Annotated in this window: 3 protein-coding genes and 1 pseudogene; all 4 read left to right on the top strand. The window is 71.9% G+C overall.

Going from position 1 to position 18,946, the window contains the following annotated elements:
- Window positions 1-7 precede the first annotated feature (7 nt).
- Window positions 8-5,731: pseudogene (locus IE278_RS23490) on the top strand (type I polyketide synthase); the annotation flags it as partial.
- Window positions 5,728-12,417 (top strand): type I polyketide synthase, encoded by a 6,690-nt coding sequence (locus tag IE278_RS23495; protein ID WP_189775230.1) that lies wholly within the window; start codon window positions 5,728-5,730, stop codon window positions 12,415-12,417. The pseudogene IE278_RS23490 and the gene IE278_RS23495, both read left to right, overlap by 4 nt.
- Before the next feature lies 1 nt (window position 12,418).
- Window positions 12,419-15,574, top strand: coding sequence for a type I polyketide synthase (locus IE278_RS23500; RefSeq protein ID WP_189775231.1), 3,156 nt, complete (start codon window positions 12,419-12,421; stop codon window positions 15,572-15,574).
- Between the two features lie 97 nt (window positions 15,575-15,671).
- Window positions 15,672-18,917: a non-ribosomal peptide synthetase gene (locus IE278_RS23505; RefSeq protein WP_246570545.1), complete on the top strand. Its 3,246-nt coding sequence runs from the start codon at window positions 15,672-15,674 to the stop codon at window positions 18,915-18,917.
- Window positions 18,918-18,946 lie beyond the last annotated feature (29 nt).

Here is an 18,946-nt window from a genome sequence, read left to right on the forward strand (position 1 = left end):
TGTCGACAAGCTCCGGTCCTACCTGCGACGCGCCGTCGGCGACGCGCAGGCACTGCGCGAGCGAGTGCGCGAGCTGGAGGAGTCCGCTCGCGAGCCCATCGCGATCGTGGGTGTGGGGTGTCGCTTCCCGGGTGGGGTGACGTCCCCCGAAGGACTGTGGGGAGTCGTGTCCGAGGGTGTGGACGCGATGGGCGACTTTCCGTCGGACCGCGGGTGGGACCTGGAGGGGCTGTACGACCCGGACCCCGACGCGCACGGGAAGACGTACACGCGCTCGGGCGGATTCCTGCCCGATCTCGCGGAGTTCGACCCGGCGTTCTTCGGCATCAGCCCGCGAGAGGCGCTGGCGATGGATCCCCAGCAGCGGCTGATGCTGGAGACGTCGTGGGAAGCGCTGGAACGGGCGGGTATCGACCCGGCCGGGCTGCGGGGGTCGGCGACCGGGGTGTTCACCGGGATCTACGGGGTCGACTACGGTCCGCGGATGGGCGGCGGGGCGGCCGGCGAGGTGGCGGGGTTCGCGATCGCGGGGACGTACACCAGCGTGGCCTCCGGCCGGGTGGCGTACGTGCTGGGTCTGGAGGGTCCCGCGGTGTCGGTGGACACCGCGTGCTCGTCGTCGCTGGTCGCCGTCCAGCAGGCCGTGCGGTCACTGCGGTCGGGGGAGTGCGGGCTGGCGTTGGCCGGCGGGGTGTCGGTGCTGCCGACTCCGGGGCTGTTCGTGGAGGTCGCCCGGCAGCGCGGACTGTCGGCCGACGGACGGTGCAAGTCGTTCGCGGAGTCCGCCGACGGAACCGGCTGGGGCGAGGGCGCGGGCGCACTGGTGCTGGAACGGCTGTCGGACGCGCTGCGGCACGGGCGTCGGATCTGGGCGGTGATCCGGGGTTCGGCGATCAACCAGGACGGGGCCTCCAACGGCTTGACCGCGCCCAGCGAACTGGCCCAGCAGCGGGTCATCCGAGCGGCCCTGGCCGATGCCGGTCTCTCGGCCGCCGAGGTGGACGCGGTGGAGGCGCACGGGACCGGCACGAGGCTGGGTGACCCCATCGAGGCGGAGGCGCTGCTGGCCACCTACGGGCAGGACCGGGACCCGGACAGTCCGCTGTGGCTGGGCTCGCTGAAGTCGAACATCGGCCATACCCAGGCGGCGGCCGGCGTCGGCGGGATGATCAAGATGATCATGGCGATGCGCCATGGAGTTCTGCCCAGGACGCTGCACGTGGACCGCCCGACCCCGCACGTCGACTGGTCGGCCGGGGCGGTGGAACTGCTGACCGAGGCCAGACAGTGGCCCAGTACGCCGGGACGGCCCCGGCGGGCGGGGGTGTCGTCCTTCGGGGTCAGCGGCACGAACGCGCACCTCATTCTTGAGCAGGCGCCCGAGATGCCCGAGGCGCCCGAGGCGGAGGAGGTCGTGGCCCGCCCGGCTGTGGCTCTTCCGGCTGTGGCCCGTCCGACCGTGGCCCGTCCGGCCGTGGAGCCGGGAGGCACCCCCTCGGCCGCACCGGGCGAAAGCCCGACCACGTCCAGTACGAGGGTGTCGGAGGGACCGTCGGCACCCGCCCCGGGGGCGGCGGTGCCATGGGTGCTGTCGGCGCGGTCCGCGCAGGCGCTGCGGGGGCAGGCGCTGCGGCTGCGGGACGGCGTGGCGGCGAACGCGGACCTGCCGGTCGCGGGGGTGGGGTATTCGCTGGTGGCGACGCGATCCCTGTTCGAGCACCGCCAGGTGGTGATCGGCGCGGACCGGGGCGCCCTGCTAGCCGGCCTGACCGCCGCCGCCGAGGGGGGCAGGAATCCCGTCGGCGTGGTTTCCGGCGTCGCGAAGCCGGTGGGCCGGACGGTGTTCGTGTTCCCGGGCCAGGGGTCGCAATGGGCGGGCATGGGGCGGGAGTTGTGGGAGTCCAGCCCGGTGTTCGCCGAACAACTGCGGGCCTGCGCGGAGGCGCTGGCGCCCTGGGTGTCCTGGTCGCTGATCGACACCTTGCTCGGGGGACCGGAGGCGGCGGACCTGGACCGGATCGACGTCGTCCAGCCGGTGCTGTTCGCCGTGATGGTGTCGCTGGCGCAGCTGTGGCGCTCGCTGGGGGTGGCCCCGGACGCGGTGATCGGTCACTCCCAGGGTGAGATCGCCGCGGCCTGCGTCGCGGGCGCCCTGACGCTGCAGGACGCGGCCAAGATCGTGGCGCTGCGGTCCCGACTGCTGGCCACGGCCGCCCAGGACGGCGGCATGGCCGGGATCGTGCTGCCCGAACACCGCGTTCGGGAGTTGCTGGGGCGGGTGGGGCCCCGGGCCGTGATCGCCGCGGTCAACGGACCGTACTCGACGACGGTCTCGGGGGAGGCCTCGGCGGTCAAAGAACTGGTCGCGATCTGTGAGGCCGAAGGCGCTCGCGCGCGGTGGATCCCGGCGAGCGTCCCCGGGCACTCACCGCTGATGGACCAGTTCGAGGACCGGCTCCTGGACGAGCTGGGCCCGCTCACACCCGTGTCCTCACCGGTGGCCTTCTACTCGACGGTGACCGGTGGGCCGGTCGACACCGCGGAGCTGGACGCGGCCTACTGGTTCCGCAACATGCGCGAACCGGTCCAGTTCGAAGCCGCCATGAGACGCCTCCTCGAAGAGGAGTACGGCGCGTTCATCGAGGTCAGCCCGCACCCGCTGCTCACGATCAATATCCAGGACATGCTCGACAGCACCCCCGGCGCCGACGGGGTCGTGGTGGGTTCGCTGCGCCGGGGCGACGGCGGACCGGCACGGTTGTACCGATCGGTGGCCGAGGCCTTCGTGGCGGGGGTCGAGGTGTCGTGGGAGGCGGTGTTCCCGGGCTGGGACGGCCGGTGGGTCGAGTTGCCCACGTACGCCTTCCAGCGGCAGCGCTACTGGCTGAACACACCCCAGGACACCACCACCGGGAGCACATCCGACCACCCCCTTCTCGATGCCGTCATCGATCTGCCCGACGACGGAGGACACGGCGCGGTGGTGGGCAGCGGGCGCCTGTCGCCGGAGCGCCATCCGTGGCTCGCCGATCAGGTGGTGCACGGCGCCGTGCTGGTCCCGGGCACGGTACTGGCGGACCTGGCGGTGTGGGCGGCGCACAAGGCGGGGTGCGATCTCGTCGACGAACTCACCCTGGAAACACCGCTGGTGCTGTCCCGGACGGCCGATCGCGAGATCCGTGTCGTGGTCGACGGCAAGGGTGTGCTCAGCGTCCACTCACGGGGTGAAGGCGAATCCGGGTGGCTGCGGAACGCCGTCGGGGTCGTCGGGTCCGACACCGACACCGGAGGAACCCGGGGGGAGGAAAGCCTCGCTTCCTGGCCTCCCGCGGGCGCGGTCCGCGTGCCCTTCGAGGACGAGTACGCCAGGCTGTCCGCCCTCGGGTTCAGCAACGGTCCGCTGTCGCGTGGTGTGAAGGAGGTGTGGCGGCGCGGCGACACCCTGTTCGCGCAGGTGGAGTTTCCCTCGCACGACGGCTCGGATCCGGGCCGGTTCCGGGTCCACCCGGCGCTGCTCCACGCCGCGTTGCTCCCGATCGGCCTGGGGCAGTTCGTCGACAACTCCCGGCCGGAGGGCTGGCTGCCGTTCCGCTGGACGGGGCTCCGTATGAACTCCGCCGGGCCGGGTGTGCTCCGCGTCCGTCTCGCGCCCGTGGGGGAGAACACGCTGTCCGTGGCCCTCGCGGATCGGAACGGAGTACCGGTCGGCGGCGTCGACTCCCTGAGCCTGCGGCCCGCAGACGTCGAGAAGCTGACCGAGCTGGGCTTCGACCGCCAGGACTCGCTGTTCCGGGTGGACTGGGCACCCCTTCAGGTGCCGTCCGGGGAAGCCGCGGGCAGGTACGCGGTGCTGGGCGCGTCCGGCACACTCACCGCGGCCCTGGGACAGGACGACGCGGTCGTCGGTGGCCTCGGAGAACTTGCCGCTTCCGGCCGGGCGGTCCCCCCTGTCGTCATCGCCGGTATCGATCGGGCGGGCCCGGGTGACGGCGGCACACCCGCCGACGTCGAGCGGAACATCCACCGTGTGCTGCGGTGGACTCAGGACTGGCTCGGTGACGACCGGTTCTCGGACTCCCGCCTGGTCATCGTGACGCGGCGGGCGATCGCCGACGACCAGGTTCCCCACCCCGACCCCGCGGCGGCCGCGATCTGGGGATTCGTACGCACCGCGCAGACCGAGAACCCGGGCCGGTTCACGATCGTGGACACGGACGACCAGCCCGCTTCATGGGCTCGCATACCGGCTGCGGCGGAAACCGGAGAACCCCAGCTCAGAATCCGGGCCGGTGCCGTGACCACCCCGCGACTGGCACACGCCCACCGCACCGCCGCCGGGCCCGAGTCCCGCAGCGGGGCAACGGACGTTCCCGGGCTCGGGGCAGGGACGGTACTGATCACGGGCGGTACCAGCGGTCTGGGGGCGATGCTGTCCCGGCACCTCGTGGAGCATTACGGGGTGCGTCGGCTGGTTCTGACCAGCAGGCGAGGGCCGTCGGCGCCGGCGGCGGCAGCGCTGAGGGAGGAGCTGACCGCGGCGGGGGCGCAGGTCGAGATCGTGGCCTGCGATGTCACGAACCGTGAGTCCGTCGCCGAGCTGATCGCCGCGATGCCCGACGCGTACCCGCTGACGGCGGTGATCCACTGTGCGGCGGTGCTGGACGACGGGGTCGTCGAGGCGCTGACCGAGGACCGCGTGAACACGGTGCTGGCGCCCAAGGTGCACGGCGCCTGGCACCTGCACGAGCTGACCGAGCATCTGGACCTGGCCGCGTTCGTGCTGTTCTCCTCGGTCGCGAGTGTGCTCGGGACGGCCGGGCAGGCCAACTACGCGGCGGCGAACGCGTTCCTCAACGCACTGGCTGAAGCCCGTCGGGCCGCGGGACTGCCCGCCACCGCGCTGTGCTGGGGTTTCTGGGCGGAACGCGGTGAGGCGGGCGCCGACCTCCGCGAGGCGGACGTCGTACGCCTGCGACGGCAGGGTGTGCTGCCGCTGTCGTCGCACGAAGGGCTCGCGCTCTTCGACGCGGCGATCTCGCGCGGTGAGCCGGTGCTGGTGCCCGCGCGCCTGAACCTCCCGGCACCGGGCGCGCCCCACACGGGGCAGGCGGGCTCGCCGCTCCTGCGCGGTCTGCTCGGGACGCCCGCCGAACCCGCCGGCCCGGGAAGCCGGGAGCTCACCGACGGCGGACTCGCGCAGCGGGTGAGAACGCTGCCGCGGGCCGACGCGGAGGCGGTACTGCTCGACACCGTCCGGGCCCAGACCGCGATCGTCCTCGGTGATGCCGACACCGGGAGGATCGGTCCCGTGGTCGCCTTCAGGGACCTGGGGGTCGATTCACTCATGGCGCTGGAACTGCGCAACAAGCTGGCCGCGGCGACCGGCCTGAAGCTGCCTGCCACGCTCGCGTTCGACCACCCGAACCCGAGCGCCCTCGCGCGGTCCCTGTACGAAGCCCTCACCCCCGACTCCGGTGCAGGGCCGCAATCTCCGGCGGACCGCCTGACCACGGAGATCGAAGGACTGGGCGCTCGGCTGGAGGACGCGTTCCTCGAACTCGCCGAGGAGGACAGGACCACCATCTCCACTCTGCTCGCCGAACTGCAGGGCCGAGTCCGTTCGATGGTGGGCGATCGATCACCGGACGGCATCGCCGACCGGATCAGTTCGGCCTCAGCCGGCGAGCTTCTCTCGCTGCTGGACCAGGAGCTCGGCCAGGGAGAGCGATGACGAACGACGACAATGCCGAAGTTCTCGACTACCTGAAGCGCACATCGATCGAGCTGATGGACACACGTCGGCGCCTGCACGAGGTCACGGAGGCCGCCGCCGAGCCCATCGCGGTGGTGGGTGTCGCCTGCCGCTTCCCGGGCGGGGCGGTCTCCCCGGAGGCGTTGTGGGAGTTGGTGCTGGCGGGCGAGGACGCGGTGTCGGACTTTCCCGACGACCGCCACTGGGACCTGGAGAGTCTGTACGACCCGGATCCGGACCGGCCGGGTACCTGCTACACACGTTCCGGCGGCTTCCTGTACGACGCGGGTGACTTCGACGCCGAGTTCTTCGGGATCAACCCACGCGAGGCGCTGGCCGCCGACCCGCAGCAGCGGTTGCTGCTGGAGACGTCGTGGGAGTCCCTGGAACGCGCCGGTATCGACCCGCTGACCCTGCGCGGCAGCAACACCGGCGTCTTCGCCGGCCTGGCGTACTTCGGATACGGGAACCACTTCTTCACCCCCGAGGTCATCTCGGGCTACGGGCAGACCGGTTCGCTGCTGAGCGTCGCCTCAGGTCGGGTGGCGTACTCGCTGGGTCTGGAGGGCCCGGCGGTGTCGGTGGACACCGCGTGCTCGTCGTCGCTGGTGGCGGTGCACCAGGCGGTGCAGTCGCTGCGACAGGGCGAGAGCGCGCTGGCCCTGGCCGGTGGCACCACCGTCATGGCCATGCCGCAGGTGTTCCGGGAGCTCTCCAGGCAGCGGGGCCTGGCGGTGGACGGCCGGTGCAAGGCGTTCGCCGACGCGGCGGACGGCACCGGCTTCTCCGAGGGCGCCGGGATGCTGGTGCTGGAGCGGCTGTCGGACGCGCGGCGCCACGGCCGTCCCATCTGGGCGGTGATCCGGGGCTCGGCGATCAACCAGGACGGGGCCTCCAACGGGCTGACCGCGCCCAACGGGCCGTCGCAGCAGCGGGTCATCCGCGCGGCGCTTGCGAACTCCCGGGTGCAGGCGAACGAAGTGGACGCGGTGGAGGCCCACGGGACGGGCACGGTACTGGGCGACCCCATCGAGGCGCAGGCGCTGCTGGCCACCTACGGGCAGGACCGGGACCCGGGCAGCCCGCTGTGGCTGGGCTCGCTGAAGTCGAACATCGGCCACGCGCAGGCCGCCGCGAGTGTCGGCGGAATGATCAAGATGATCATGGCGATGCGGCACGGGGTACTGCCCAGGACGCTGCACGTGGACCGCCCGACGACCCACGTGGACTGGTCGGCCGGGGCGGTGGAGCTGCTGACCGAGGCCAGACAGTGGCCGCGCACCCCGGGACGGCCCCGGCGAGCGGGTGTGTCCGCCTTCGGGGCCAGCGGCACCAACGCGCACCTGATCCTGGAGGAGGCGCCCGAGCCCGAGCCTGAGCCCGGGCCGGAGGCAGGGTCAGTGCTCTCCGTCGCCGATCAACTGCCGGGCGGTCTTGGTGGGTTGGTGCCGTGGGTCGTGTCGGGGCGGTCGGCGCGGGCGCTGCGGGCGCAGGCGGAGAAGCTGCGTGATTTCGTTGCCGCTGATCCTGGCTTGGATGTCGCCGATGTGGGTGGGGCGTTGGTGTCGAGCCGGTCGGCTTTCGGGCATCGGGCGGTGGTGCTGGGGCGTGACCGGGACGAGTTGCTGAGTGGTCTGGCGTCGTTGCGTGACGGTACGGAGTCCGCCGGGGTGGTGCGGGGTGTCGCCGGGGACCTGGGTGGTGTGGTCTTCATGTTCCCGGGTCAGGGGTCGCAGTGGGCCGGTGTGGGGCGGCAGTTGTATGACGCCTTCCCGGTCTTCGCGCGGAGCCTCGACGAGATCTGCGAACACTTCGACGAACACCTTCCCTATGACCTGAAGCCCCTGCTCCTCGCCGACTCACCCGAGGAACACCGAGCCGACCGGACAGACATCGCGCAGCCGGCGTTGTTCGCCCTGCAAGTCAGCTTGTACCGGCTCCTGGTGAGGTTCTGTCGGCCACCGGACCACCTGGTCGGTCATTCCATCGGCGAGATCGCCGCCGCTCACGTGTCCGGAGCCCTGGACCTCGCCGACGCGACACGGCTCGTGGCCGCTCGCGGACTGGTCATGCAGACCGTCGGCGAGCGCGGTGCCATGCTGGCGGTACGCGCCTCGGAAGCCGAAGTGAGCGCAGCGCTCCCCGAGTTCGACCGCATCGGTATCGCCGCCGTCAACGGGCCGGGATCGGTGGTGGTCTCGGGCATCCGCGATCAGGTCCTCGCCCTCCGGGACCGGCTCGTCGCCGGCGGCACCTCGGTCAAACTGCTGCAGGTCGACCACGCGTTCCACTCCCCGCTCATGGACCCGGTCCTGGACGAGTTCGCCGGATCGATCGGAGAGCTGTCCGCGGGCCTTATGTCGATCCCGGTCGTCTCCACCAGATCGGGCCGCGAGGCCACGCTCCAGGAGCTGACCTCCATGGAGCACTGGGTGAACCACGTGCGCGAACCCGTTCGCTTCCACGACGGCGTGGAGTGCGCCCGCGCGGCCGGTGCGAACGTCTTCCTCGAAGTGGGACCGGGATCGACCCTCACCGGCATCCTCAAGGAGGCCTTCGCCGGCGAGGACGTGGACGACGCGGTGGTCCTGTCGGCGTCGCGGCGGGACCGCGGCGCGGTGGACGCCCTGGTCGGCTCGCTGGCACAACTGCACACCCAGGGCGTGGCCGTGGACTGGGACGCCGTGTTCGGGGCGCGTCGGCGGCGGGTGGACCTTCCGACGTACGCGTTCCAGCGGCAGCGGTACTGGTTGGATTTCCGGGCCGGGACGGACGGGGCGGACGTGGCCTCCGCGGGGCTGGCTGCCCCGGAACACCCGTTGCTGGGCGCTGTGGTGGACCACCCCGGCACCGACGAGGTGGTGTTCACCGACCTGTGGTCCCTGCGGACCCACGCATGGCTGGCCGATCACGCCGTGTTCGGCGCGGTCGTCGTCCCGGCGACGGCCTACCTGGACCTGGCCCTGTGGGTGGGCGGCTTCGTCGGGTGCGAGGGGGTGGAGGAACTCTCCCTGGAGGTTCCCCTGGTTCTTCCCGACTCGGGTGACGTACAGCTGCGGGTCGTCGTCGGTGCGGCCGACGAGACGGGGCGCCGCTCCCTGGACGTGTACTCGCGGCACGGCGGGGACGACCGGACGACCGGTGGCTGGACCCGCCACGCGACGGGGAGCCTGCCGCCGAGCACACCAGGGACACCAAGTACGCCGAGCACACCGGGGACGGCCGCGGGGTCCGATGACGGGCGCTCTCTTGCCGTGTGGCCGCCGGCCGGGGCGGAACGACTCGACGTCGACGGCCTCTACGACTCCTTCGCGGACGCCGGTTTCGTCTACGGCCCGGCCTTCCTCGGACTGCGAGAGGTATGGCGGCGGGACGCCGATCTCCTCGCGCTGGCCACACTGCCGATGGCCGCCGAGAGCGCGGCCGGTGCCGGGTTCACGCTGCATCCGGCGCTGATCGACTCCGTGCTGCACGCGGTGGTGGCCGGCGGCCTCATCGAGGTGGCCGGCGACCAGGCGTGGATGCCTTTCTCGTGGTCCGGGGTGAACCTGCTCGGGGAGTGCGGCCCGAGCGTACGGGTCCGGATCTCCCCGGTCGGCGACGGCGTCGTATCAGTGGCCGTCGCGGACGAGCACGGCCGCCCGGTCGCTCACATCGAGGCGCTGACGTTCCGGCCGGCGAGCGCCGAACAACTGCGGTCGGTGCGCGGCGGCCACGAGCAGTCGCTGTACGAACTGCGATGGCGGCCGGCCCAGCCGGACAAGCGGCGGACCGACCGCGGCCGGTGGGCCGTACTCGGTACGAAGAACGGCCTGGCCGCCAGGCTCCGCGAGGCGGACGACGAGAATGCCGAGTTGTACGAGTCCCTGGACGAGGTCCTCTCCGGGGAGGCACCCCGGCACATCGTCCTGTGCCTGGACGATTTCGCCACCGCCACCGCCACCGCCACCGCCGACACCGATGTGCTCGGCGAGGTCGGCAGCGCGGACACGCGTGTCCTGGACGGAGTAAGACGATTCCTCGCCGCCGAGCCGCTCGCCGGATCCACGCTGGTGGTCCTCACCCGCCTGGCTCTCGACACCGGAGGAGGGGAGAGCGTCGAAAGCCTCCCCGGCGCCTCCGTGTGGGGCTTGATCCGCTCCGCCCAGACCGAGCACCCCGGCAGGTTCCGGCTGGTGGACACCGACGACGAGGCGGTCTCCTGGGCGCGTCTCCCGGACGCGCTCGCCGCCGGCGAGGACCAACTGGCGCTGCGCGGGGGCGAATACCTCGTCCCCCGTATGGCGACGGCCGCGCCCGCGCACAACCAGCTGGAGCCCCCGGCGGCCGGCGCGCACCGGCTGGGCATTCTCAAGAAGGGGACACTGGAGAACCTGACCTGGGTTCCCTGCCCCGAGGTGGAAGCGCCCCTGACGAGCGGCCAGGTGCGCATCGCCGTACACGCCGCGGGGCTCAGCTTCCGCGATGTCACGATCGCCCTGGGACTGGTGGAGAGAACAGCCATCGACGCCGGGCTCGGCAGTGAGGGCGCCGGAACAGTGGTGGAGGTGGCGGACGACGTCACCGGACTCTCGCCGGGCGACCGGGTGACGGGTATCTTCTCCGGCGCCTTCGGCCGCGTGGCGGTGGCGGACCACCGGATGCTCATGCCCGTCCCCGACGAGTGGAGCTACGCCGAAGCGGCGTCCGTACCGGGTGCCTTCCTCACCGCCTACTACGCGCTCTGCCACCTGACGAAGCTCGCGAAGGGGCAACGGATCCTCATCCACGCCGCGGCGGGCGGTGTCGGGATGGCCGCTGTCCAACTGGCGAGGCACGCCGGTGCCGAGATCTACGCAACCGCCAGCCCGGCCAAGTGGCCCGCCCTGCGCGCCGTGGGACTGGACGACGCGCACCTGGCGTCGTCGCGGACTCTGGAGTTCGCGGACACGTTCCTGGCGTCCTCGGGAGGCCGTGGCGTGGATCTCGTCCTGAACTCCCTCGCGCACGAATTCGTGGACGCCTCGCTGAAGGTGCTTCCCGGCGGCGGGAGTTTCATCGAGATGGGGAAGACGGACATCCGCGACCCCCAGCGGGTGGCGGCCGATCACCCCGGAGTCGACTACCAGGCCTTCGACCTCTACGAGGCGGGCCCGGACCTGATCCATGAGATGTTCGAAGCGGTCATGGAGCTGTTCGCCGACGGACGGCTGCACCTGAACCCGGTCTCCGTCCGGAACATCCGCGACGCGCGCAAGGCGTTCCGCGAGATGAGCCAGGGCCGCCACGTCGGGAAGATCGTTTTTGAGCTGGGCGACGGCTTCGGCGGTGGGACCGTGCTGGTCACCGGAGGGACCGGCGGAGTGGGCGCGCTGGTGGCGCGGCACCTCGTCGCCGAACACGGTGTACGCAGCCTGCTGTTGGCGAGCCGGCGGGGCCTGGCAGCCGCGGGCGCCGCCGACCTGGTCTCGGACCTGGAGGCGGCCGGCGCGCTCGTCAGGGTCGTGGAATGCGATGTCGCGGACCGCGACGCCGTGGCCGGCCTGCTCGCGGACATGCCCGCCGCGTACCCGCTGACGGCGGTCATGCACGCGGCCGGTGTGCTGGCGGACGGCACCGTCGAGTCGCTGACCGCGGAGAGCCTGGACCGTGTGCTGAGCGCCAAGGCAGGCGGTGCGGTCAACCTGCACGAGCTGACCCGGGGACACACCCTTTCGGCGTTCGTCCTGTTCTCCGCGCTGGCGGGCACGCTCGGCACCGCGGGACAGGCGAACTACGCCGCGGCGAACACGTTCCTGGACGGTCTCGCGGCGCGGCGCAGGGCGTCCGGCCTGGTCGGCACGTCACTGTGCTGGGGCTGGTGGGAGCAGCGCAGCGGCATGACCGAGGACCTGGACGAGGCCGACCTCTCGCGCGTCCGGCGGCTGGGCATCGCCGAGATGCCGACCGCCGAGGCACTGGCCCTGTTCGACTCGGCGTGCACGTTCGACAAGGCTGTGCTGATCCCGGCCCGGATGGACCTCTCCCTGCTGCGGAACAGGACCGCTGACGAACTGCCGCCCCTGCTGCGCGACCTCGTGGACGGCAGCCGTCCACGCCGGAACCGGACGAGCACGACCAGCGGCAGCGGCTCCGTCGGCCTGGCCGCCAGGCTGGCCGCCCTGCCGGAGCGCGAGGCGACGGCGGCAGCCCTCGACTGGGTCCGCGAACAGGCGGCCATCGTGCTCGGACACCCGTCCAGCGCGGCCGTCGAAGCGGACCAGGCGTTCACGGACCTCGGATTCGACTCGCTGACGTCGGTCGAACTGTGCAACCGCCTGGCCTCCTCGACCGGGCTGCGCCTGCCGGCCGCACTCGTGTTCAGCTACCCGACACCACGCGAGCTGGGCGCACACCTCTTCGGCCTGCTGCGTCCCCAACCGCCGGACGGCCCGGACGGCCCGGACGGCCCGGCCGACCCGGCCGAGGACGAGGAGATCCGCGAAGTGCTGCGGACCGTCCCGATCGACCGGCTGCGCAGCGCGGGCCTCCTGGAGCGGGTGCTGGAATGCGCCGCCCCGACTCGGCCGGACACCGAAGGGCAGCTGCCCGGCGTGGGCAACGGTGCGGGCACAGGTGCGGACGAACTGGCGGCGATGGACCTGGACGCACTGGTCGACCTGGCGCTGGACGAGAGGGGCAAGTGACATGAACGACACCGCCGATCGCCCGGATGAGGGCGGGGACCGGGTCCAGCGGGCGCTGCGCATGCTGCTGGAGGAGCGGGACCGCCTCCGGCAGGAGAACGACGCCCTGAAAGCCGGCCGCGTCGAGCCGGTCGCCGTGGTGGCCATGGCGTGCCGCTACCCCGGAGGTGCGGCCTCGCCCGAGGACCTGTGGGAGATGGTGCGCGGTGGAGTGGACGCCGTGGGCGAGTTCCCCACGGACCGCGGGTGGCGCGATGTGTACGACCCGGACCCCGACACGCTCGGCAGCTCGTACGTGCGGCACGGCGGCTTCCTGACGGACGTGGCCGATTTCGACGCGGACTTCTTCGGCATCAGTCCGCGGGAGGCACTGGCGATCGATCCGCAGCAGCGCCTGTTGCTGCAGACGTCGTGGGAGGCCCTCGAACGGGCGGGCATCGTGCCCGTCGGCGTACGCGGGACCGATGTGGGTGTCTTCACCGGGGTGAGCTCGTCGGAGTACGGCTCGCGCTTCCTGGAGGCGAGCAACAACGAGCTGGAGGGCTACCTGATGCACGGGAGCGCGCTGAGCGTCGCGTCCGGCCGGGTGGCGTACGAACTGGGGCTGACCGGGGCGGCGGTGACCGTGGACACGGCGTGCTCGTCGTCGCTGGTGGCCCTGCACCTGGCAGTGCAGTCGCTGCGTTCGGGGGAGTGCTCACTCGCCCTGGCGGGCGGGGCGTCGGTGATGTCGACGCCCGCGATCTTCGTGGAGTTCTCCCGGCAGCGGGGTCTGTCGGCCGACGGCCGGTGCAAGTCCTTCGCGGCGGGAGCCGACGGGACCGGCTGGGCCGAAGGGGTGGGTGTGCTGCTGCTGGAGCGGTTGTCCGACGCCCGCCGCAACGGCCACCCGGTGCTGGCCGTCATCCGCGGTTCCGCGGTGAACCAGGACGGGGCCAGCAACGGGCTGACCGCTCCCAACGGCCTCGCCCAGGAGAAGGTGATCAGAAAGGCGCTGGCGAACGCGGGGGTCGCGGCCTCCGAGGTGGACGTGGTGGAGGCCCACGGCACCGGAACCGTGCTGGGGGACCCCATCGAGGCGGGCGCTCTGCTGGCGACCTACGGGAAGGACCGGGCCGAGGGCAGACCGCTCTGGCTGGGGTCCATGAAGTCGAACATCGGTCACGCCCAGGCCGCCGCCGGGGTCGCCGGTGTCATCAAGACGGTGATGGCCATGCGTGCGGGGTTCCTGCCGAAGACCCTGCACGTGGACGCGCCCTCACCGCATGTCGACTGGTCCTCCGGTGCGATCCGACTGCTGGAGGAGGGACGTGAGTGGCCCACGGCGGCGGGCCCGCGACGGGCCGGGGTGTCGTCGTTCGGAGTCAGCGGCACCAACGCGCACCTGATCCTGGAGGAGGCGCCCGAGCCCGAGCCCGAGCCCGGGCCCGGGCTGGAGGCAGGGGCAGTGCTCTCCGTCGCCGGTCAACTGCCGCGTGGTGCCGGTGGGTTGGTGCCGTGGGTCGTGTCGGGGCGGTCGGCGCGGGCGCTGCGGGCGCAGGCGGAGAAGCTGCGTGATTTCGTTGCCGCTGCTCCGGGGTTGGATGTCGCCGATGTGGGTGGGTCGTTGGTGTCGAGCCGGTCGGCTTTCGGGCATCGGGCGGTGGTGCTGGGGCGTGACCGGGACGAGTTGCTGACCGGTCTGGCGTCGTTGCGTGACGGTACGGAGTCCGCCGGGGTCGTGCGGGGTGTCGCCGGGGACGTCGGTGGTGTGGTCTTCATGTTCCCGGGCCAGGGGTCGCAGTGGGCCGGTATGGGACGGCAGTTGTATGACACCTTCCCGGTCTTCGCGGAGAGCCTCGACGCGTGCGCGGACGCATTGGCCGAGTGGGTCGACTGGCCGCTGCTCGACGTGCTGCGTGGTGTGGCGGGGGCGCCGACTCTGGACCGGGTCGATGTGGTCCAGCCCGCGTTGTTCTCGGTGATGGTGTCCATGGCCGCCCTGTGGCGGTCCTGGGGGGTGGAACCGGCCGCGGTGGTGGGACACAGCCAGGGCGAGATAGCCGCCGCCCACGTGTGCGGTGCGCTGTCGCTGCGCGACGCCGCCAGAGTCGTGGCACTGCGCAGCAAGGCCCTGGTGAGCCTGGTCGGCCACGGCGGGATGGCGTCGATCGCGGAGTCCGCGGACGTCGTGGAGTCCCGGCTGGCGCCGTGGCACGACCGGGTGAGCGTCGCCGTCGTCAACGGACCCCGCTCGGTGGTGGTGTCAGGGGAACCGGACGCGCTCGACGAACTGGTCGAGAAGATGAAGGCCGAAGGCGCTCAGGCCCGGCGGATATCGGTCGACTACGCCTCCCACTCGCACCAGGTGACCCGGGTCCGTGACCAGGTGATCGGATCGCTGTCCGGCGTGAGCCCGAGAACGTCCACGCTGCCCTTCTACTCGACCCTGTACGGCGAAGTCATCGACACGGCGGAGCTGAGCGGCGACTACTGGTACAACAACCTGCGCGAGAAGGTCCGCTTCGCATCCTCCGTCCGGCGCCTGCACGACGACGGCTTCGGGGTGTTCATCGAGATGAGCCCGCACCCCGTGCTGACCGTCCCGGTACAGGAGATGGTCGAGGAAGCGGGCGACGCGGTGGTCCTGTCGTCGGCGCGGCGCGATCGCGGAGAGGTCGAGGCCGTGCTCGGCTCGCTGGCCCAACTCCACGCCCAGGGCGGGTCCGTGGACTGGAACGCCGTGTTCGGGACGCGCCGCCGGCGGGTGGATCTGCCGACGTACGCGTTCCAGCGGCAGCGGTACTGGCTGAACTCCTCGCACACCGCGCCGGCGGCGGAGATGCCCGCGACACAACTGCCCGCGGACGACGACGACCTGGTTCCCCTGTCGGACATGCTCTCCACGCTCTCCGACAGTGACGCGAAGGCGCTCGTGCTGGACCACGTCCTGGAGAAGGCCGCCGTCGTGCTCGGACACCCCTCCGGTGAGGCCATCGACCCCGACCAGGAGTTCAGGGCCATCGGATTCGACTCGCTGCTGTCGATGCAGTTGAGCAAGCGCCTGGCCGAGACGACCGGCCTGCGGCTGAAGGCGAACGTGGCGCTGCGGTACCCGACACCGAGGCTGATCGCGGGACACATCGTGACCTCGATGGCCGACCGGGACCGGCAGTGATCCCACCGCGCCCCGGTCGCCTTCCGTCCGTAGGAACGTCCTGCCGACGGGACACCGCGAGCAATGTACGGGCCTGTCTACAGAGGAGATGATCGGTGTGCGTTCGTTCGATGCGTCGTCCGCGCAAAAGGGGATGTGGCTGGCACAGCAGATGTCGCCCGACACCCTGAACCATGCGCTGGTCATGTGGGACGTGGACGGTGCGCTGGACACGACGGTGATGGAATCCGCGTTCCGGCATGTGCTGGGCGAGGCGGAGGTGCTGCGCGTCAACTTCGTCGACGACGGCGGCGGACTGCGGCAGGTGCCCCGGGAACTGGGGGACTGGCAGCCGTTCTTCCTGGATCTCAGCACCGCGGCCGATCCCGAGCAGGCGGCGCGCGAAGCCGTCGCCGACGTGGTGGGGAAGCCGTTCGACCTGGAGCGGGATCTGCTGCTGCGCCTGGGTGTGCTGAGACTCGGTGCGGCCCGCTCTCTCGTGGTGATCGCCTACCACCATCTCGTGTCGGACGGGTACGGGGCGGGCGGTCTGCTGTCCAGGCGCCTCGCCGAGGTGTACACGGCGCTGGCGCGGGGCTCGGAGCTGCTTGAGCTGCCGCATCCGTGGGACGTCGAGTCGTTCGCGGCCGAGGCGGCGCAATACCGTGCCTCCCAGCAGTTCACCGAGGACGAGGAGTTCTGGCGCGACTACCTGGCGAACGCGCCCGCACCCGCGCAGGTGCCGCGCGTCGCCCTGTCCGACTCGACGCGGTCGGCGCTCCTCGAACCGATGAGCGGCGCCGACCGCTGGGCGCAGTTGGCCGACTCCATCGGCATGGTGAGCCGGACACTGACCGTTGAGCGCGCGGAGGCGGACAGGTGGACGGACAAGGCGAAGTCCATGGGTGTGTGGATGTCGTCACTGCTGACCGCGGCCGCGGCGGTGTTCTTCCGGCACCGCTGCGACCGTCCGGAGTTCCTCCTCTCGCTGGCCGTGGCCAACAGGGCCGGGGTGGCGAGCACGACGCCCGCGCTGGCGGTGAACGTGGTGCCGGTGCGGGTGGGGGTCCCGCTCGGAGCGACCTTCGCCGACATCGCCGACACAGTGGTCGACGAGACGTACGAGATCTTCGGTCACACCGCCTGCCACTACTCCGACATCCAGCGCGCGAGCGGAGCCACCCTGAGCGGCCGCAGCGGTTTCGGCGCCGCCATCAACGTCGTCGAGTTCGCGGAGCAACTCCACTTCGCCGACAGCCCGGCGCGCCACATCGGAGGGACGACCGGGGTCTTCGACGAACTGTCGATCGGCGTCTACACCGACGGGAGCGCCGACAGCGATCTGTTCCTCCGGCTCGATGCCCCCGCGGGCCTGTACGACGGTGCGGAGCTGCGCTTCATCGGCGCGGAGCTGATCGAGTACATCCGTGCCCTGACGTCCGGCGACGCGCAGCTGCCGGTCGGTGCGCTGGATGTGCTGAGTGGTACCGAGCGGGACCGGGTGCTGACGGTACCGAACGACACGGACACACCGCTGCCGGGGCTGACGGTCAGCGCGCTGTTCGCCCGCCAGGTGGAGCGGGCCCCCGATGCCGTCGCGGTGGAGTCCGGCGACACGGCTCTCTCGTACCGGGAGCTGGACGAGCGGTCGAGCCGCCTGGCCGAGGGGCTGCGACGCCGGCAGGTCGGACCCGAGACCGTCGTGGCGGTGGCGCTGCCGCGGTCGGTGGACCTGGCCGTCGCCCTGCTGGGGGTGGTGAAGGCGGGCGGAGCATGTCTGCCGGTCGACCCGGCGCTCCCGGCGGAACGGATCAGGTCGGTGGTGAGCGATTTCTCGGCGCGCGTGCTGCTCACCGACGCGACGACAGCCGACGTCCTCTCCACCGACGTGGATGTTCCGTCGATCGTCTTCGACGACATCCTCTCGGACAACGCCACCGCCACCGCCGCCGACAGCGACGGTGTCCGGGAGGTTCACGCGGCGTCGCACGGAGACAGTCTGCTGGCCGTGATGTACGGCTCCGGACCGGCCGGTGCGACCACGGGAGTCGCTGTGACGCACCGGAACATGGAGCGGTTCGTCCTGGACCGCCACTGGCAGGAGGGCGGCCGGAGCGCTGTGCTGTGGCACGCGCCCCACACCTCCGACGCGCTCGCCCTGGAGCTGTGGGTGCCCTTGCTGAACGGCGGCCGGGTGGTCGTGGCTCCTGAGGGCGAGCTGGACCCCGACGCACTGACCGGGTTGCGGGAGGCGAACCGGATCTCCACGGTATGGCTGTCCGCGGGCCAGTTCTCGGCGGTCGCGGCGGAGCGCCCCGAGTGCCTTGCCGGGTTGCGCGAGGTGTGGACCGGCGGCGACCGCGTGCCGGTGGCCGCGCTGCGGCGGGTGCGGGACGCCTGCCCGGACCTGACGATCGTCAACGGTCACGGTCCGACGGGGACGACCCTGTTCGCCGCGTGCGACCGCCTCGCGGCGGCCGAACCGATGCGCGACGCGGGCGCGGCCGGGCGGCCGATGGACAACACCGCCCTCTATGTGCTGGGGCCGGGGCTGGCGCCGGTCCCCGCCGGCGTGACAGGCGAGCTGTACGTGGCCGGGGCCGGTGTGCCGCGTGGCTTCGCCGGGCGGCCCGGACAGACCGCGGAGCGGTTCGTGCCCTGCCCGTTCGGTCCGCCCGGCGCTCTCATGTACCGGACCGGAGACCGGGTGCGCTGGGGTACCGGCGGCCGGCTCGAGTCGGTGGGCCGGGCCGGTACCCAGGCGGAGATACGGGGTGTCCGGGTCGAGTCGGCCGTGGCCGAGGAGGCGCTGGCCGAGCACCCCGGGCTGGCGCAGGCCGTCGTGGTGGCCGGCCAGGACGACTCCGGGCAGCAGCGGCTGGTGGCCTACGTGGTCCCGGTGGGCGGCCGGGGCGCCGACGGCGCGGACACCGAGGAGCTGCGCCGGTTCGCCGCGGGACGGCTGCCGGAATTCCTGGTGCCGTCGGTGTTCGTGGTACTGGACCGCCTGCCGCTGACGGTCGGCGGAAGGGTGGACCGGGCGGCGCTGCCGGAGCCCGAGTTCGATGACGAGACGTACCGGGCACCGCGCAACCGTACCGAGCGGGTACTGGCCGAGGCCTTCGCCGAGGTGCTCGAACTGGACCGGGTGGGCATCGACGACGACTTCTTCGACCGCGGCGGCAACTCGCTGCGGGCGATCAGGCTGGTCAACCTGATCCGGGCGGAGCTGAACATCGAGGTGTCCATCCGTACGTTGTTCGCGGCGCGCACCGTCACCGGTCTGTCGGACGTGCTGGCGGACCTCGCCCGGTCGAGCAGGCCCGCCCTGCGCAGGAGGACGCAGGACGGCGAGGTCCTCTGACGGGCCGCTACGGCGAAGGAGGGACGAAC

The organism is Streptomyces tauricus, assembly GCF_014650955.1.
In the GTDB taxonomy this organism is placed as follows: Bacteria; Actinomycetota; Actinomycetes; order Streptomycetales; family Streptomycetaceae; genus Streptomyces; species Streptomyces tauricus.

Bases quoted from the DNA above. Each gene is read 5' to 3' on its own strand.
- IE278_RS23495 (WP_189775230.1), top strand. From the start codon at position 5,728: ATGACGAACGACGACAATGCCGAAGTTCTCGACTACCTGAAGCGCACA.
- IE278_RS23500 (WP_189775231.1), top strand. From the start codon at position 12,419: ATGAACGACACCGCCGATCGCCCGGATGAGGGCGGGGACCGGGTCCAG.